This is a genomic window from Sinorhizobium sp., from assembly GCF_059070375.1.
The window spans coordinates 1813574-1830496 of sequence record NZ_JCACWC010000003.1 but is presented as its reverse complement, the minus strand read 5'-3'; the positions used below and the strand labels follow the sequence as shown (position 1 = coordinate 1830496).

The window sequence follows — 16923 nt, the reverse complement described above, 5'->3', positions numbered from 1 at the left end:
CGGCAAGAGATCCGCACAGGTCAACTCGATCCTATGGTGACGCAAAGCAAAGACGTCCCTTCCACATACAAGGCGAAGTATCCACAAGTATAAGAGAGAAAATGGCACGCCCAACGGGAATCGAACCCGTGTTTCCGCCGTGAAAGGGCGGCGTCCTAGACCGCTAGACGATGGGCGCCTGCTGCAGCAACCTTTGAGCCTCTGAAAAGACGCAAGTCGCTGTAAGACGAGGCGGCTTATAGAGAGGGCTTCGGATTCCCGCAAGTGGCAGTTGTCATTTTTTCCGGGAAAAATCACTGCTGCTCACGATGGGCCTTGTTAACAGGAGCGATCGCCGATCAGCCTTTGCGACGGCGACAGCGCCAGTTCCAGTCGCGCTGGGGACCGATGTCGATATGGACGGAGTTGGTATGGCAGTAGGTGCCGACGCCGCCCCGGCCGGGAACGTTGCGCAGGAAATTCGCGAGCTCCCACTTGCTGACGCCCGCCACCTGGATGTCCGCCGCCTCGCAGCGCGTATGAAGGGACTGGCGCTTGCGGTTGACCTTGATGGCGCGAAGGCCCGAGGTGACCATGACTTTGCGGCCGTAATGACCTTCGACCGTCTTCAGGATGTCGAGAAGCTGCGGTTTGAAACAGCCTGTCTCCACCTTCTCCGTTTGCAGGATGAGGCCGCTCGGCGTTAGTCGGGCAAGGCCCGAGAGGTTCGCCACTTCCACGGGCGCGTCGTCCTCGTCAGCCTCGTGCGCTTCGTGTTCCATGCTGAAAAGCGGGTTCATATTGACGCCCGGCAGTGACGCATAGGCGAGGGAAGCGACCTGCGGCTGTCCCGCATTGCTTGCGGTAATCGTTTTCTTCTCGCGTGCCGGCACAGCGCGTGTCGATTCGGCCCGCTGTTTTTCCCTGCGCTTCGGCGCAAACAGGCTTGCGAGGGTCCAGGTCTTCTTCGTCTCTTGAGTCTCTTTCTCACCGTGGTCGGAGCCCGCCGGCTGGGCGGCATTCGCCGGCGTCCGCGAGGCGACTTCGACCGGCTGCAGGGCGGCCGCCGTAGCACCTGATAGTGCGGCCTGCGCGCTCAAAGGCAATGGAACGGCCGCGGGCGTATCGCTTTCGCCGGTGGCTGCCGGCGTTGCGGCAGCAATCGCTTCGTTTGTCGCGGGAGCTTCGCCTGCCGCGCCCTGTTGCGGTTGAATCACCGGTTGAGCCTCGGACTGTCCGTTGCTGAAGAGACTGTTGGCCTTGGCATTCATCGTCGGCGATGCGACGGCCGACGGTGCTGCCGTCGGCTGGCTGCTTGGGTCCGGCCGCGCCTCGGCGGACGGTCCTGCCGGCGATTGCCCGTAGATGCTCGATGTTGTCGCGCGCAGCGCAGTGCCCTGCATGGCCAGACCGGGCTGCATGGCGGCGCTGTTCTGGCCCGCTTCACCGTCGGGCACCTGCGCCGTCGCGCCGGCGCCAGCCTCTTGCTCGTCCCGCATCGTCTCCTCGGATGCGGCCGGCGCTGCTTCCGCCACCTGTTGGGAATTGAGCGGGCTGATCGTCTCATTGTCGGCGACTGCCGACACACAGCTAGCCAGTGCCAGAAGCGATACGGATAATGCTGCGGCGCGTCCGATCGTCAGGAGACTGTATCCTGGTTCCAGATGTTGCAACGCCTTTTCCCCGCTCTCCGTGCATGCGGGTTGCTTTGCACCGCGCACACAACACGTTCCGATTCCGGATACGCTCCGGAACGGCACAACAATTTCACGCGGAGGGCGCTAGGCTCCCCACGGGAAAGGTCAGGCAAGTATAGGGCTATCCCCGCAAGTGACGACGAAGCAGAGCCCCGTTTCAACGTCTGCGCGGCAAGGTAATGAACGCCGCGTGTTTTGTAAACCTGCACCAACCTATTTCAGCTTCGCAAAATATAAGCGAAAGCCCGGCAATAAGCCGGGCCTGAAGATCATCCGCTGTTCTATTGATCCTCTTGCGCCGGCCGGTGCCGCGCCGCTCGGCAGGGCCGGCGACGGCTGACGATTAGCCGGTGGCAATTGCGCGAGGCTTACCAGACACCCGTATTGGCCATGGAAGCCCAGGGTTCCTGAGCCGGCAGGTGTTCGCCTTTCTGCAGGATCTCGATCGAGATGCCGTCCGGCGACCGGACGAAGGCCATGTGGCCGTCGCGCGGCGGGCGATTGATCGTAACGCCGTTGTCCATCAGATCCCTGCAGAACGCGTAGATGTCGTCGACCTCATAGGCGAGGTGGCCGAAATTCCGCCCGCCGGCATATTCCTCGGAATCCCAATTATAGGTGAGCTCCAGGCAGGGCGCGGCTCCCCCCTTGGCGCGGTCGAGATCGCCGGGCGCCGCGAGAAAAACGAGCGTGAAGCGGCCTTTCTCGTTGTCGTATCGGCGAATCTCCTGGAGCCCGAAAAGCTTGCAATAGAAATGAAGAGCCTGGTCGAGGTCTTTGACGCGAACCATCGTATGCAGATACCGCATTGGAGAATGTCCCTGTTTCGTGGAAGATGGCGTATAGTGAGGCGACGGCAAGCCAGACGCAAGGCTGCATGCCTATAAACGTCTCAGGTCAAAATATGTCGAGGGGCTTGCACACGCGCAGCGGGACGATGTTATTCTGGCCCATAAGAATCAGTTAACCGTATCGAAGTGTTGCGCGTAACGAGGGGCTGCGAGAATGGCTGACAGGACATCTTCGAAAGACGTCATCCATAATGGCGAATTCGGTAACGACGCCCTTGATCTCATCGAAATTACCGGGGTCATAAAGTGGTTCGACGTTGCCAAGGGATTCGGCTTCATCGTTCCGGACAACGGCATGCAGGACGTTTTGCTGCATGTGACCTGCCTCAGACGCGACGGATATCAGACCGTTCTGGAAGGTGCCCGGGTCGTCGCTCTCATTCAGAAGCGGGATCGTGGCTACCAGGCCTTCCGCATCCTCTCTATGGACCAATCGACGGCCGTTCACCCCTCCCAGCTGCCACCGGTCAGAACGCATGTTCAAGTCACACCGACGAGCGGCCTCGAACGTGTGCTCGTGAAGTGGTTCAACCGAACCAAGGGATTCGGCTTCCTGACGCGCGGGGAGGGCACCGAAGACATTTTCGTGCATATGGAAACGCTGCGCCGCTTTGGCCTGACGGAGCTGAGGCCCGGCCAAGTGGTGCTCTGCCGCTTCGGGGACGGAGAAAAGGGCCTGATGGCTGCGGAAATCCATCCCGACGGGCCGACGCCGACCACGCGGTCGCACTGATGCCCGGAGTCGTCGGCATAGCTGCAAGAAGCGCCCTGACGGCGCTTTTTTTGTTGTCGCTGCTCGTCGCCTCGGCCATGGCCGAGGTTTCCTTTGCAAAGGAGCGGGTGCGGCTGATAACGGCGAGCGGACGCACGCACGACCTTACCGTCGAGCTCGCGACCCAGCCGGATCAGCGGGAGCAGGGGCTGATGTATCGCCGGCAGATGGCGCCGGATCACGGCATGCTGTTCGATTTCGGCGAGACGCGGCCGGTGATGATGTGGATGAAGAACACCTATCTGCCGCTCGACATGCTCTTCATCGCGCGTGACGGCATCATCCGTACCATCCACGAGAACGCGGTTCCGCATTCCGAAGCCATTATCGATTCCAGGGAACCGGTGGCCTACGTGCTCGAGCTTAACGCCGGAACCGTGAAGCGACTCGGCATCAGCCCCGGGGATAGGCTCGAAGGCGCGGGACTTCCGGCCGCGGAGCGTGCGAACTGAAGCATCCGCCGGCTCCGCGCCAGCCTCGAAATTTGCTGTTGCAGCCGCAGGGCGAAGCGTGTATCTCCGCCTTCGTGGTGCGGAGTGTAGCGCAGTCTGGTAGCGCATCTGGTTTGGGACCAGAGGGTCGGGAGTTCGAATCTCTCCACTCCGACCATCCAATCACGTGAAAACATTGATCTCTTGGTCAACGGGAGCTGTTAAGAACAATGTCCGCGAAGATCTATCGCCCCGCAAAGACAGCAATGCAGTCCGGCAAGGCCAAGACGCATCTGTGGGTGCTGGAGTTCGATCAGGAAAGACCGCGCACGATCGACCCGATCATGGGCTACACGAGTTCCGCCGACACCCGGCAGCAGGTTCGCCTGACCTTCGAGAGTGCTGAGCAGGCGATCGCCTATGCCGAGCGCAATGGCATCGAGTATCGCGTGATCGCGCCCAAGGATGCGGCTCGCAAGAATGTTTCCTATTCGGACAATTTCCGTTTCAACCGGATGCAGCCCTGGACCCATTGAGGCTCACGTGCTGAGACGGCCCCTTAGCTCAGCTGGATAGAGCACCTGCCTTCTAAGCAGGTTGTCGCAGGTTCGAGTCCTGCAGGGGTCGCCAAACCACCCTCTAAGTCATTGATTCTAGTTCAGGTGCGACCGGTCGGGGTCATAGGTGCGACCTACATTCTGTTCACAAGGCGTTCCGAGGCTGCCTTGGCGCTTTTTTTCCGCTTCTTTCGTGTAGATCTCGGCCATTGCGAGTCGAGCCCAGCCTTACATCGCCATCAACTCATGGGCCGTTGCGCTCTCGTCGGCGGCTATAGGACTCTGTCCGCAAATCAGGACTGGCCATATCAACCAAGTGGTCTAGTCCATCCGCCCGAATAGTCTCTTTCGGTTTGAGGCCTTAGAAACTTGGCAGGTAGCGCTATGCTTACTCACGTCATGAGCGCTCTGCCGTCGCCCACCCGGAGGGGATAGAATGCTTTTACGCGGAACAAGCTTGGCCGACATCATCCGTGGTCTTTTTGGCAACAACGAGATTTGGGGTTATGCAGGCGACGATTATCTCTACGGCGGGCAGGGCGATGACAAGCTCTATGGTGGCGATGGCAACGATAATGTCGAGGGCGGCGCCGGCAACGACTATCTCTACGGCGGTCTCGGCGACGATAAACTCTACGGTGGCGATGGCAACGACTATATCGAGGGCGGTGCCGGGAATGACTATGCCGAAGGTGGCGATGGCCACGATCGATTCAAAGGTGGGGCTGGGAACGACACGTTCTTTGGCGGACGAGGAAACGACATTGCCGATGGTGGAGATGGCGACGACACGTTGCATGGCGGTGAAGGCCATGACCACTTTTTGGGTGGCCGTGGTAACGATGTAATCTACGGTGGCAATGGCGAAGAGTATATCGATGCTGGTGATGGTGACGACGTCATCTTCGCTGGCGCGGGAAATGACGGCTTCAATAACCGCGTGAACCCTGCAACTGGGAAATTGACGCAGCAGGCGGTCAGCGGCGGCGCAGGCAATGATTTAATCCATGGCGAAGGCGGCGATGACGCCCTTAAGGGCCAGTCGGGGAACGACCGTATGTTCGGCGGGAGCGGAAACGACATCGTCGATGGCGGTAACGGTGACAATTACCTGGACGGCGGCGACGGCGATGACGTGTTGGATTCGGAAGGGGGGACCGATGAGGCGTATGGCGGTAAAGGCAATGACAGAATTTCCGTGGGGGCGGGCAACGATCGGGCGTTCGGGGATGACGGAGATGACATTCTCACAGGCGGCGCCGGCGACGATGATCTGAGTGGCGGCAACGGTCATGATCGCCTGGTCGGCGGGGCGGGAAATGACACCCTCTATGGCGACGCTGGCGAAGACACAATCTCTGGCGATGGGGGAAGGGACGTACTCTGGGGCGGAGCCGACGCCGACCGCTTTGTCTTTCGTGGGCCGACGGTACTGACTGATCGGGATTCGGTGATGGACTTTCAGGACGGTCTCGACATGTTTGTCATCGAGAAGCTTGGGGTTAAATTGTACTCCAATACTGGCGCGGCAGGTACGATCTACGCGTACGATACCGCTGGCGGTGACGTGCTGCTGAAGGGCTTTGATTCCGGTGGACGCGAGTTTTCAATTCTCGTTGACGATCAGAACGGCGCTATCACCGCTACCAGTTTCTCGAGGGCAGACTTCATCTTCGCGTAAGCACTCAAAGCGGTGCCGCCAAAGCGGCCCTCTTTCGATCCCGTCTGTGACGCATCCCGGATTTCTCAAGCATTGACAAAGGGTCCCCGCCGAAATTCGTTTACGGCAACGAGAATGGCTGGATAGTTGGGCTCTCTAACGGTCCGTCCGATTGCAAGGGCGCGTGACCTGTCACGCACTATGTTCGGCCCGAATCATGAGCAGGAATGCGGCCAGATCGCGCCATCTGATGAAACGAGGTGCGAGTTCGCATGCCTCAGCCGTCGGCTGCGGCTCGCGGACTTCGACGATACGAAACCCGGCATCAGCGACGCCGTTGAGATATTCGCCGATCGTGCGGGGAAAGCGTGGCACCTCAAACGGCACGACGTCATCGTTGCTCGGACGGTCGCCAAAGCGCCATTTTTCGACGAAATCGGTTCGGTCGAAATAGCGCGACACCACCAGCCCCGTCGTCCTCCCGTCGCCCTCCTTCTGCCATCGCAAGCCGGGAGTAATGAAGCAGGGGTGCAGGATGCTGAAGGCGATAAACCCACCGGGGCGCAGCAACCTGAATGCCTCCCGCATGGCGGCTGGGAAGTCCGGCCCATCCATCAATGCCATGGTTGAGACGACGGCATCGAAGGAGGCATCCTCGAAACCGGTGTTCTGGCTATAAGATTTAATCGCGTAGTGGATGCCGAGCGGCTGCTGCTCTTCAATAGCGCGAGCATGGTGGATCATCTGCTCCGAAAGATCGATGCCGGTCATGCGAGCGCCCATTGCGGCGAACCGTCTCGTATTGGAAGCTTCGCCGCAGCCGAAGTCGATCACGTCCAAGCCGCTTATTGAGGGAAGGAAGTCCAGGAATGCCGGGAGCGTGAATAGGTCTCGATAGGTATCGTAACCCTGTCGAACATCATGTGCCCATTGATCGGCATTGTCGTTCCATCGGGCCGCAACGTCCGCCTCCGATAACTGGGTCACGCTGTGCTCCTTTTTGGGGATACGATTTGTCCATGTTTGTTTCGAGAGAGCCGGCAACAGTATGATACTACGTCCACCGCTGAGAAGAGGACCAAATGAGCGACGACAAGATCATCAAATTTGAGCGCCGGAAATCGAAGCCGCAGCCGAGAGCGGTCGCTCCAGTGCGGCGAAAGGCGCTTACCTGGCTTGCCGTTATAGCCGGGCTGGTCCTGGTGTGGGCGTACTACCAATTCATCGCGCCGCCGAGCATGCCATAAGTGGCTCTTCGTTGGGGCAGGCTTCGACCTCATCCGGTCACAAGGAAGCCGACGGCCCGGCGACCCTGCTTCGAAATCAGGCCAATCATCGCTACCCGAATGGGTGGGTTAACACCCCGGCAATCGGAGCGTATTCTTTGTAAGACGGCATCTACATTCCATGCCGCCATCCTTTTGGGAGGATGCCATGGCTAGACTTCTGACTGCCATGTTCGTCGCGTTGGGCATTTGCCTCTTTTCGCTCGCCTCTGCCAAGGCCGACCCCGGCGACGACGTAAAGGCCGCCTACTCGGCGTGGGACGCAGCATTCAACAATGCGGACGCAAAAGCCATCGCGGCGTTCTACACGGACGACGCTATTTTCTTGCCTGCCACCCATGACGTGATCAAGGGGCCCGCCGGCGTCGAGAAATTTTTTGGCGGAATCTTCGGCATGGGCGTGACGGGTCACAAGCTTGAATTGATCGAGGCACAAGGCGAGGGCAACCTGCTGATCGGCACAGCGAAATGGTCGGCCAAGGGCAAAGACGCCAAAGGTGCCGATCAGCCATGGGCTGGGGTGGCAACCCATGTCTTTGAGAAACAGGCAGACGGCAGCCTGAAACTCAGAGTGCACACCTTCAACTGACAGATCCACGTCTCCCGGGAAGCCAAGAGGGATAGTGAACTATCTTGCAAATGGCCTTCGGCTTCTTTCGGGCCGCCGGCAGCCACGACGGGTTCCGACCGCCGGGGCGATGATCGACTCGGTGGGCGGCGCCTCCGGTTCCCGCTCGACGGCAAGTATGCTCATCACGATAGAGATGAGCACGAGTATGAGCACCAGAAAGGCGAGTCCCGCTTTATCCATCCCCCATCATGGCAAGCTGAATGCGAGCAAACCGGGGCAAACATCGACGAAGAAGGTCACCGATGCCTGTCACGGTTAATTTTATTTGAATCAGGCCTGTTCCCGCGCAACCGGGCATCTCGACACCGGACGGCACACAGTTTTCCCGCGAATGCTCCGGACGGCTGCGTTCCGTCCGGCCGATCGTGCCACCCGCGGCATTCAGGAATGCAGCTGCAGTTTTTTCAGTATCTCCGCCTGGTCGCCGCAGTTGGGTACCTGACGCTCTTCCAGCAGTTGCGCGAAAGCACGGCCGAGCAAATCTCTCCTGGCAGTGCCCTAGCCTTAGGCTGCCGCGCTCCGCGCCTCGTGCAATGCCGCCCGAACATGAACGTGGTGGCGCAAAATGAGCGCATAGATCGCCGCGTAAATGCCGATCACGATCACGCCCACCCATTCGATCCTGAACGGCGTGAACTGGTAGGCCATTACCAGGCCGAGCTGAAGAAGGAAGTGCAGCGGATAGTATGCTCTCGCGCCGAGCCGCGACTTCGTCCAGCCGAGATTAAGTCCGTAGAGACGGATCAGGGAGTCGAGCGAATTCACGACGAAGATGATGCCGACCGTGACCATGAACCAGTTCAACCAGGTCGGAATGACGATCTGCTGCTGGAAATAGATGTAAAGCACCGCGAACCACACTGCCAAGGGGATCGAAGGCAGGAGGACCATTGCAACCGCCAGCCGCCATGTCCTCAGCCCTCCGACGAACATGGAAACGAACTGGCCGATCATGATGCTCCAGGAGAACCACCAGAAGAGGTAGAACTCGTGATATTCTGTGATCGGACTGACGAAGCGGTTCAAGTTGGCAAAATAGTCCGACAGCAGGCCCACATTCGATACGAGCCCGCTGAGGCCTGTATTGCTGTAGAAAAAGGCGGCTGCCAAAAGGGCCGCGAGAGCCAGGGTCACGAACATCCATGTCGAGGTGACCGCCAGCCACTTCATGAAATTGACGTTGCTGCTGGAATAGACGGACGCCGCGATGACGGCGACGACGATAGCCCAGCGCGCCGGCATCGAGATCCCCTCGATATAGCTCGGCAAGGCCGTGAGGAAGAGATAGCAGGTGAACGCGCATGTCGCGATGACCGTGAGATTGTAGACCCATTTGACGGCCGCGATCTCGAAGATCTTGAGTCGCGGTTCGAGCACCACGAAATAGAAGGCCGAGAGGAAGTACATCATCCAGACCAATGGTCCCCACATGCCGAACTCGATGGCGAGCGGATTGGTGAAGCCATAGGCGCTATCGGCCGCATAGGCGGGAAACTCGGTCAGGGGGAGCATGACCAGGCCCATATCGAGACCAGCCGTGAACAGCAGCGCCACGAAGGTGTATATGCCGACGGGAGTTTGCCCGCGGCAGTAGACATTGCCCCAGCGGACGATCACGAAGACGGCGCTGAGAAGGACCGCCGCATAGGCGGTGCTGATGATGTAGCTCACGGCAGATCTCCCCCTCTTGTCGTCCCGCCGCATCCGATCGGCGGGAGCGGCATGAGGCCACAAGCATGGCGGTTTCAAATGTCCACGAACGACGCGGCGCTAATCGTGAACGACGCGCACCGTGGCCGTTTCGAGCCGCAAGCGATCAAAAATGGCCCTGAAAGTCCGCAATTCGAGAGGCTCACCGGAGACGTGTCAAATCCACAGGACGGTTGTTGATGATCGCTTCCATCGAAAAAAAGCCCGTCACCGTGGCGAGGTCGAAATTGGTGATGAGCTTCTGATAAAAGGCGTCATAGCCGGACATGCCTCTGGTGACGACTTTGATCAGGTAGTCCCATTCTCCGCCGATGCGGTAAAAGTCGATCACTTCGGGAAGTCTCTCGACATGTGCCCTGAAGCCGTCGCTCCACTCCTTGGAGTGATGTCGGGTGCGAATCATCACGAACACGATGAGATCGAGGCCCAACGCGCCGATATCTATATCGCTATGGGACCCGCGGATCATTCCGATCGAGTGAAGCCGCTGAAGACGGCGCCAACAGGCATTTTGCGACAGCCCTACCTTCTCCGCCAGCTCGCGCTGCGAGAGGTTCGAATCCTTTTGCAGAGCCGCGAGGATCTTCAGATCGAATCCATCGACTTTGGCTTGAGACTCGATCATGTGACACAAAATCCGGGAGGAACTGCAGAAAATAGGTGAACATTTCGACGGTGCGGCAGAATACAATCGATGTCAACATTCAAGCCTCGGGAGGTGATCGTGCAAGCTGTCCGCCATGAGCCGAAAGATGACGTCACGCCTCTCGAGCGGTTTCGCCGAGGGCTGGACCGCGGCGATCTTATAGACTTCCTGCGGGATGATCTGGTCGGGGCCACGTCGCGGATCGAAGGCCCCTACGGCATCAGGAACCTGATCTATGCCGACTATGTTGCATCCGGACGGGCGCTTGGAACGGTTGAACGCTTCATCCTCGAGGAAGTCCTGCCATTTTACGCCAATAGCCATACCGAGGCTTCCTACTGCGGCGGGTTCATGACCCGCATGCGAAGGGAGGCGCGGGCGTTGATCGCCGAGTGCTGCGGAGCGGACGAGAGACATGCGGTCATCTTTACCGGATCCGGGGCGACTTCGGGGCTGAACCGCCTCGTCAAACTGTTCGGCGTCACCGAAGCGATCACGGCAGGGAAGACCGTGCGGGTCATCATCGGTCCGTATGAGCACCACTCCAACATACTTCCCTGGCGCGAAAGCGGTGCGGAAATCGTCGAGCTGACCGAATCGCCCGAGGGCGGCCCGGACCTTTTCCTTCTGGATCAGGCTCTGCGAAGCGGATCTTGCGACCTGACCATCTGTACATTGTCCGCGGCCTCGAACATCACGGGAATCACCAGCGACGTCGCCGCGATTACCGACTTGGTGAAATCGGCCGGGGCCAAGATGATCTGGGATTATGCAGGTGCCGGGCCCTATGTACCAATTTCGGTGTCGCCGAGCGGTTCTGCGGAGATCGACGCCATCGTTCTCTCGCCGCACAAGTTCATTGGCGGCCCGGGCGCTTCCGGCATTTTGATCGTTCGGCGCGACGGTCTGGCCACGAGCAAACCTTCCTGGCCGGGCGGCGGGACGGTGAAATTCGTCTCGCCGGAGACGCACGACTACAGCGACAGCCTCGAAGCCCGCGAAGAGGCGGGGACACCGAACGTCGTCGGCGACATCCGGGCGGCCCTCGCCTTTGTCGTCAAGCACGCCATCGGATTGGAGGAAATGGCGCGGCGCAATCGCCAGCTTACAGTTCGTGCCTTTTCCGCATGGAAGGATGTCCCACAATTGGAGATACTTGGTCTTCCCGCGCTGGACCGGCTACCGATTTTTTCCTTCCGCATCCGCGACGGCAAAGGGGGGTATATGCACCAGCAACTCGTTACTCGCATGCTGAGCGACCGGTTCGGCATTCAGGCCCGTGGCGGTTGCGCCTGCGCCGGGCCCTATGTTCACAGGCTGCTGTCGATCGATGCGCAGCAGTCAGAGCAGATGCGCCAAGCCATTCTCGCCGGCGACGAAATAAAGAAGCCCGGCTTCACGCGGCTGAACTTCAGCGTTCTGCTCTCGGACGAAAAGGTGAAATTCATCCTCGATTCCGTCGCGAAACTGGCTGCCGACGCTCCCGCGTTCGAACGGGATTACGACTTCGATCCGGCACGTGCGATATTCTTCCCTCGTGTAGCGGCCGAGAAGGGAAGGGCACATGCACAGGCCTGATGTAGCCGCCTTTTACGACGCGGCCACGTGCAGCATTCAGTATGTCGTGGCCGACCCCGAAACGGGAAAATGCGCGATCATCGATCCGGTGCTCGACTTCGATCAGAAATCGGGTTCCACCGCGACGACGAACGCCGACGCCATTCTCGATCATGTGGCCAAGCAGGGTTTGAGTGTCGAATGGATACTGGACACCCATCCGCATGCGGATCATTTCTCGGCGGCACGCTACCTCAAGGATCGAACGGGGGCGCCCACTGCCATCGGCGAGCACGTGAAAAGCGTGCAGCAGATCTGGAAACAGATCTACAATTGGCCGGATTTCGTTTGTGACGGTTCGCAATGGGATCGGCTGTTTCGCGACGGCGATATGTTCAATCTGGGGAATCTCGAAGCCCGCGTACTGCACTCGCCTGGGCATACGCTGGCGTCGATCAGCTACATCATCGGCGATGCGGCCTTCATTCACGACACGTTGTTCATGCCTGACAGCGGGTCCGCCCGCGCGGATTTTCCCGGCGGCAGCGCCGAGAGCCTGTGGAACTCGATCGAGGCCATTCTTGCCCTTCCGGGCAAGACCCGCCTCTTCACCGGACATGACTATCGGCCAGGCGGCCGTGAAGCTCTGTGGGAAAGTACGGTGGCGGAACAGAAAGCCAATAATACGCATGTCGCCGGAAAAACACGGGCGGATTTCGTCAATCTGCGGGAGGCGCGCGACAGGACCTTACCGATGCCCAAGCTGATTCTGCATGCCCTGCAGGTCAATATTCGCGGCGGAGAACTGCCGGTCGCAGAGGATAATGGCCGCCGCTACCTCAAGATACCGCTGAACGCCTTTCCCGGTGCCGTCTGGGAATGACGAGGACAGGGACGGCCTTCGTCCGCCGCAAACCGGGCGAAGAGGACCCGCGGCAGGGCTCCACGCGCGGGTGCTCGATCCGTGCAAATGCGGTGGCGAGGCGATTCGCACCAGGCGACCACGGGGCTTACGCTTGTTCCGCGACGACACGATGAGGTTCACATTATGGACCTCACTGAACGAGGAATATCTCTCATATTCAACGGTTTAGTTCAGCGTGTTGCTTGATGATTTCCTTTCACCTACAAAATGGACCTGATCGAACGTTTGCTTTGGAGGGCGACGGACGATCTGGAATGTCGATCCGATGCACCCATTTTCTTCGGACGACACCTCCGGGAGGAGCTTTGACGTCGTTCATCCCGCCGCGATTCGCGCGGCTGGCGCGCAAGGCGATCGAACGGTTCGTAAGGGAGGAAGCCGATGACCACCACGACGGAGGGCGTGTCCGAATTCGCCGTGCTCGCCGAGACGATGGAGGCCCGGCCGGGTTCGCGGCTGATGCGCCCCGTCGAAGCGCTGTCCGCCGCTCTGCTTGTGGCGATCATCGCCATGCTGCTCTCCGGCGTAGCCTTTCGCTACGGCCTGTCGAGACCGATCGTCTGGATCGATGAAGCCGCATCCATCGCCTTCCTGTGGCTGGCCATGCTCGGTTCGGCGATTGCGATCGACCGTTGCGAGCATCTGCGGCTGACCATTCTTCTCAATGCCCTCGGCGAAAGGGCCCGGCAGTTCACCGAAACGCTCGGCATGGTCGCCATCATGGCGTTCCTTCTCGTCCTGCTGCCGGCAGCTTACACCTATGCCGCTGGCGAAATGGACATCACTTCGTCGGCCTTGAACATCCCGGCGGGCTATCGTGCCGCGGCCATTGCAGTCGGCATGGTCCTGATGGTGCTGCTGGCCGTCGCTCAACTGATCAGAACCGCCAAGCCGTTCGACGTGGTGCTGGCCGTGGCAGTCGTGCTCGCGGTCGCTTTGGTGCTCTGGTTGCTGACGCCTGCACTCAGCTCGTTCGGCAACGGCAACATTCTGATCTTTCTCGTCGGCGGTGCTGCCATCTGCCTCGCGATGGGCGTTCCGATCGCCTTCTGCTTCGGCATCGCGACGCTTCTGTTTCTCGCCTTCACGACGTCGATGCCGCTGGTCGTCATGATCGGCCGCATGGACGAGGGGATGTCCAGCCTCATTCTGCTGTCGGTCCCGGTCTTCGTGCTTCTCGGCTGCATTCTGGACGCGACCGGAATGGGCAAGGCGATCGTAGATTTCCTCGCCTCCATGCTCGGCCACGTCAAGGCCGGCATGTCCTACGTTCTGTTGGGCTCGCTCTTTCTCGTGTCCGGCATTTCCGGGTCGAAAGTCTCGGACATGGCGACGGTTGCCCCGGCGCTGTTTCCGGAAATGAAGCGCCGGGGTCACAAGCCGAAGGAGATGATAGCGCTGCTCGCGACCGGGGCCGCCATGGCCGACACCGTACCGCCGAGCATCGTGCTGATCGTTCTCGGCTCGGTGGCCGGCGTTTCGATCGCCGCTCTGTTTACCAGCGGTTTTGCCATCGCTCTCGTGTTGCTGGTCGCGCTTGCCGCGCTTGCACGCATCAAGGCCGCCCGAGAAAATGTCGACGGCGTCGTGCGCCCGTCGCTGAAACACATCGGCGGCACGGCGCTGATCGCGGCGCCGGCCCTGGTACTGCCGTTCATCATCCGCAGCGCGGTCGCGAGCGGCGCGGCGACCGCGACTGAGGTCTCCACCATCGCGGTCGTCTACGCCTTCATCATCGGCACTGTCCTTTATGGCGGCATCGGCATGCGCCGGACCTACAGGATGCTGGTCGAGACCGCCGCGATGAGCGGTGCGATCCTCCTGATCCTCGGTACCGCCGCGGCGATGGCCTGGGCGCTCACCCAGACCGGGTTCGCCTTCGAGCTCACCGATATGATGAGCGGCCTGCCGGGTGGATGGTTCACCTTCATGCTGGTCTCGATCGCCCTGTTCATGCTGCTCGGCTGCGTGCTCGAAGGCCTCCCTGCGATCGTGCTCCTGGCGCCGATCATGTTTCCGATCGCGCGTGCGATGGGGATCCATGACGTCCACTATTCCATGGTCATCGTCACCGCGATGAACGTCGGACTGATGGCACCGCCGATCGGCATCGGCTTCTACATCGCCTGCAAGATCGGCAACGTTTCGCCCGACGAAGCCATGGGAGCGATCTGGCCCTATATCGGCGCGATGGTGCTTGGCCTCTTGTTGATCGCCGCCGTGCCCTGGTTCTCGCTCGCATTGCTGTGAGCCCGCCATCCCATATTCATCATCGACGATCAGGAGGAGAACAGAGCGATGAAAATAACCCGTAGAACGATGCTGCTCGGTACTGGAGCAGTTGCGCTTGGGGCTTCGATCCGCACCAGGGCCCATGCCGCGGACTTCACCTATAAGCTGGCAAACAACCTGCCGGTCACCCATCCGCTCAACATTCGCCTGAAGGAAGCCGCCGACAAGATCCTGGAGGAGACGGGCGGCCGCCTGAAGATCAACATCTTCCCGAGCAGCCAGCTCGGCAACGACACCGAAACGCTTTCGCAGCTTCGTAACGGCGCAACCGAGTTCTTCTCGCTCTCGCCGCTGATCCTCTCGACCCTGGTGCCCAACGCCGCCATCAGCGGCATCGGCTTTGCCTTCCCCGACTACGACACCGTCTGGAAGGCGATGGACGGAGAGCTGGGCGCCTATGCGCGCGGCGAAATCGAGAAGAAGGGCCTCGTGCCCATGGAGAAGATCTGGGACAACGGCTTTCGCCAGATCACCAGTTCGACCAAGCCGATCAACACCCCGGAGGACCTCAAGGGGTTCAAGATCCGCGTTCCGCCGAGCCCGCTCTGGCAATCCATGTTCACCGCCTTCGGGGCTGCACCGACCACGATCAATTTCGCGGAAGTCTACACGGCGCTCAGCACCGGCACCGTGGACGGCCAGGAAAACCCGCTGGCAATCGCCTCGACCGCCAAGCTCTACGAGGTGCAGAAACATTGCGCCATGACCAACCATATGTGGGACGGTTTCTGGATGCTGGCGAACAAGCAGGCCTGGGAAACACTGCCGGAAGACATAAGGGAGATTGCGGCCAAACATCTCAACGAGTCGGCCATCGCACAGCGCACCGATACCGCCAAGGTGAACGACACGGTACGCGAGCAGCTCACCCAGAGTGGCATGACGTTCACCGACCCGGACAAGGCAGCTTTCCGGGAGACGCTGAGATCGGCGGGTTTCTACGCCGAATGGAAGGGAAAATTCGGCGACGACGCCTGGGCCATCCTCGAAAAGGCCGTAGGCACCAGCCTCGGCTGACCACCTGAGCACGACAAGGCGGGCGGCCGTTCACCCGGACGTTCGCCGACCGATGCAGCGACGCGGCGCGTTCTTCCACGAGCGCGTGGCGCCTTCCGAGGTTTCGAATTGGCAGACCGTCTCAAGGGAAAATCGGCAATCGTCTTCGGTGCGGGTTCCTCCGGCCCCGGCTGGGGCAACGGCAAGGCTGCCGCCGTGCTTTATGCGCGTGAGGGCGCCAAGGTTGTCTGTGTCGACGTCGACAGGGAGGCAGCCGAGGAAACGGCGGCAATCATCGCGGCGGAAGGCGGCCAGGCCCTAGCCGTCGCCGCAGACGTCACCGCTCTCGCATCTGTCGAAGCGGCCGTGGCGGCCGCACGGCAGGCATTCGGTACCATTTCCATTCTGCACAACAATGTCGGCGTCACGCATATGGGCGGACCGGTCGAGTTGTCGGAAGCGCAGTTCCAGCAATCCGTGGATCTCAATCTCGGCTCGGTGTTCCGCACCGCCAAGGCTGTCATCCCGCATATGATCGAAGCCGGCGGTGGCGCCGTCGTCAACATCTCGTCGCTCGCAGGCATCCGGTGGACCGGCTATCCCTACTTCGCCTATTACGCGACGAAGGCGGCGGTCAACCAGGCGACGGTCGCGATCGCGGCTCAATATGCGCCGCACGGAATCCGCGCGAACTGTGTCGTCCCCGGCCTGATCGACACGCCTCTGATCTACAAGCAGATCTCCTCGCAATACGCCTCCGCCGAGGAAATGGTGGCAGCCCGCAACGCGGCGCTTCCGGGCGGGCGTATGGGCGATGCCTGGGATGTCGCCAATGCAGCGCTTTTCCTTGCCTCCGACGAAGCGAAATTCATTACCGGCGTTTGTCTGCCGGTCGATGGCGGCCAGAGCTGCACGATCATGGGGGTACACTGA

Annotated in this window: 16 protein-coding genes and 3 tRNA genes; 13 read left to right on the top strand and 6 right to left on the bottom strand. The window is 60.3% G+C overall.

Going from position 1 to position 16923, the window contains the following annotated elements; all coding sequences use genetic code 11:
* Positions 1–102: 102 nt before the first annotated feature.
* The 3 genes from AC5J09_RS20945 to AC5J09_RS20935 all read right to left on the bottom strand — a co-directional run bounded on the left by AC5J09_RS20945 (position 103) and on the right by AC5J09_RS20935 (position 2485).
* Positions 103–178, bottom strand: a tRNA-Glu gene (locus AC5J09_RS20945).
* Between the two features lie 160 nt (positions 179–338).
* Positions 339–1652 (bottom strand): D-Ala-D-Ala carboxypeptidase family metallohydrolase, encoded by a 1314-nt coding sequence (locus AC5J09_RS20940; RefSeq protein ID WP_494298400.1) that lies wholly within the window; start codon positions 1650–1652, stop codon positions 339–341.
* Between the two features lie 392 nt (positions 1653–2044).
* Positions 2045–2485 (bottom strand): VOC family protein, encoded by a 441-nt coding sequence (locus tag AC5J09_RS20935; RefSeq protein WP_494298399.1) that lies wholly within the window; start codon positions 2483–2485, stop codon positions 2045–2047.
* Between the two features lie 196 nt (positions 2486–2681).
* Between AC5J09_RS20935 and AC5J09_RS20930 the strand changes: the two genes are divergently transcribed.
* From AC5J09_RS20930 to AC5J09_RS20905, 6 genes are all read left to right on the top strand, one after another.
* The gene (locus tag AC5J09_RS20930; RefSeq protein WP_003530922.1) at positions 2682–3260 is read left to right on the top strand and encodes a cold-shock protein; all 579 of its coding nucleotides are present in this window, start codon (positions 2682–2684) and stop codon (positions 3258–3260) included.
* Entirely contained in the window at positions 3260–3751 is a 492-nt protein-coding gene (locus tag AC5J09_RS20925; protein ID WP_494298398.1) for a DUF192 domain-containing protein, read from the top strand. The genes AC5J09_RS20930 and AC5J09_RS20925 overlap by 1 nt, the downstream gene beginning before the upstream one ends.
* Positions 3752–3831: 80 nt before the next feature.
* Positions 3832–3908: transfer RNA gene (locus AC5J09_RS20920), tRNA-Pro, on the top strand.
* A gap of 52 nt (positions 3909–3960) precedes the next feature.
* Positions 3961–4266, top strand: a complete 306-nt coding sequence (locus AC5J09_RS20915; protein WP_003530925.1) for an ETC complex I subunit — start codon at positions 3961–3963, stop codon at positions 4264–4266.
* A 17-nt stretch (positions 4267–4283) separates the two neighbouring features.
* Positions 4284–4360, top strand: a tRNA-Arg gene (locus tag AC5J09_RS20910).
* Between the two features lie 363 nt (positions 4361–4723).
* Positions 4724–5968, top strand: coding sequence for a calcium-binding protein (locus AC5J09_RS20905; protein WP_494298397.1), 1245 nt, complete (start codon positions 4724–4726; stop codon positions 5966–5968).
* Positions 5969–6139: 171 nt separating this feature from the next.
* Here AC5J09_RS20905 and AC5J09_RS20900 read toward each other — a convergent pair whose 3' ends face one another.
* A complete protein-coding gene (locus AC5J09_RS20900) occupies positions 6140–6934 on the bottom strand; it encodes a class I SAM-dependent methyltransferase (RefSeq protein WP_494298930.1) in 795 nt (264 codons plus the stop codon).
* 95 nt (positions 6935–7029) lie between these two features.
* Between AC5J09_RS20900 and AC5J09_RS20895 the strand changes: the two genes are divergently transcribed.
* Together AC5J09_RS20895 and AC5J09_RS20890 are read left to right on the top strand one after the other, a co-directional pair.
* Complete coding sequence (locus tag AC5J09_RS20895) at positions 7030–7194, top strand: hypothetical protein (protein ID WP_018095026.1); 165 nt, start codon at positions 7030–7032, stop codon at positions 7192–7194.
* 187 nt (positions 7195–7381) lie between these two features.
* Positions 7382–7822 carry a YybH family protein gene (locus tag AC5J09_RS20890; protein WP_018095025.1) on the top strand — a complete coding sequence of 147 codons (441 nt, stop codon included), beginning with the start codon at positions 7382–7384 and terminating at the stop codon, positions 7820–7822.
* A gap of 546 nt (positions 7823–8368) precedes the next feature.
* Here the strand turns inward: AC5J09_RS20890 and AC5J09_RS20885 are convergent.
* Positions 8369–9535, bottom strand: coding sequence for a choline transporter (locus tag AC5J09_RS20885; RefSeq protein WP_018095024.1), 1167 nt, complete (start codon positions 9533–9535; stop codon positions 8369–8371).
* 181 nt (positions 9536–9716) lie between these two features.
* On the bottom strand, positions 9717–10199 hold the full coding sequence (locus AC5J09_RS20880) for an Lrp/AsnC family transcriptional regulator (RefSeq protein WP_018095023.1): 483 nt from the start codon (positions 10197–10199) through the stop codon (positions 9717–9719).
* 99 nt (positions 10200–10298) lie between these two features.
* Here AC5J09_RS20880 and AC5J09_RS20875 point away from each other — a divergent pair, with 99 nt between their 5' ends.
* The 5 genes from AC5J09_RS20875 (at position 10299) to AC5J09_RS20855 (ending at position 16923) form a co-directional block, all read left to right on the top strand.
* Entirely contained in the window at positions 10299–11798 is a 1500-nt protein-coding gene (locus AC5J09_RS20875; protein ID WP_494298929.1) for an aminotransferase class V-fold PLP-dependent enzyme, read from the top strand.
* Positions 11785–12660: an MBL fold metallo-hydrolase gene (locus tag AC5J09_RS20870; protein WP_494298396.1), complete on the top strand. Its 876-nt coding sequence runs from the start codon at positions 11785–11787 to the stop codon at positions 12658–12660. The genes AC5J09_RS20875 and AC5J09_RS20870 overlap by 14 nt, the downstream gene beginning before the upstream one ends.
* 423 nt (positions 12661–13083) lie before the next feature.
* On the top strand, positions 13084–14952 hold the full coding sequence (locus tag AC5J09_RS20865; protein WP_018095020.1) for a TRAP transporter large permease: 1869 nt from the start codon (positions 13084–13086) through the stop codon (positions 14950–14952).
* Between the two features lie 48 nt (positions 14953–15000).
* Entirely contained in the window at positions 15001–16011 is a 1011-nt protein-coding gene (locus tag AC5J09_RS20860; RefSeq protein WP_127709972.1) for a TRAP transporter substrate-binding protein, read from the top strand.
* A 108-nt stretch (positions 16012–16119) separates the two neighbouring features.
* Positions 16120–16923: an SDR family NAD(P)-dependent oxidoreductase gene (locus AC5J09_RS20855; RefSeq protein WP_275597888.1), complete on the top strand. Its 804-nt coding sequence runs from the start codon at positions 16120–16122 to the stop codon at positions 16921–16923.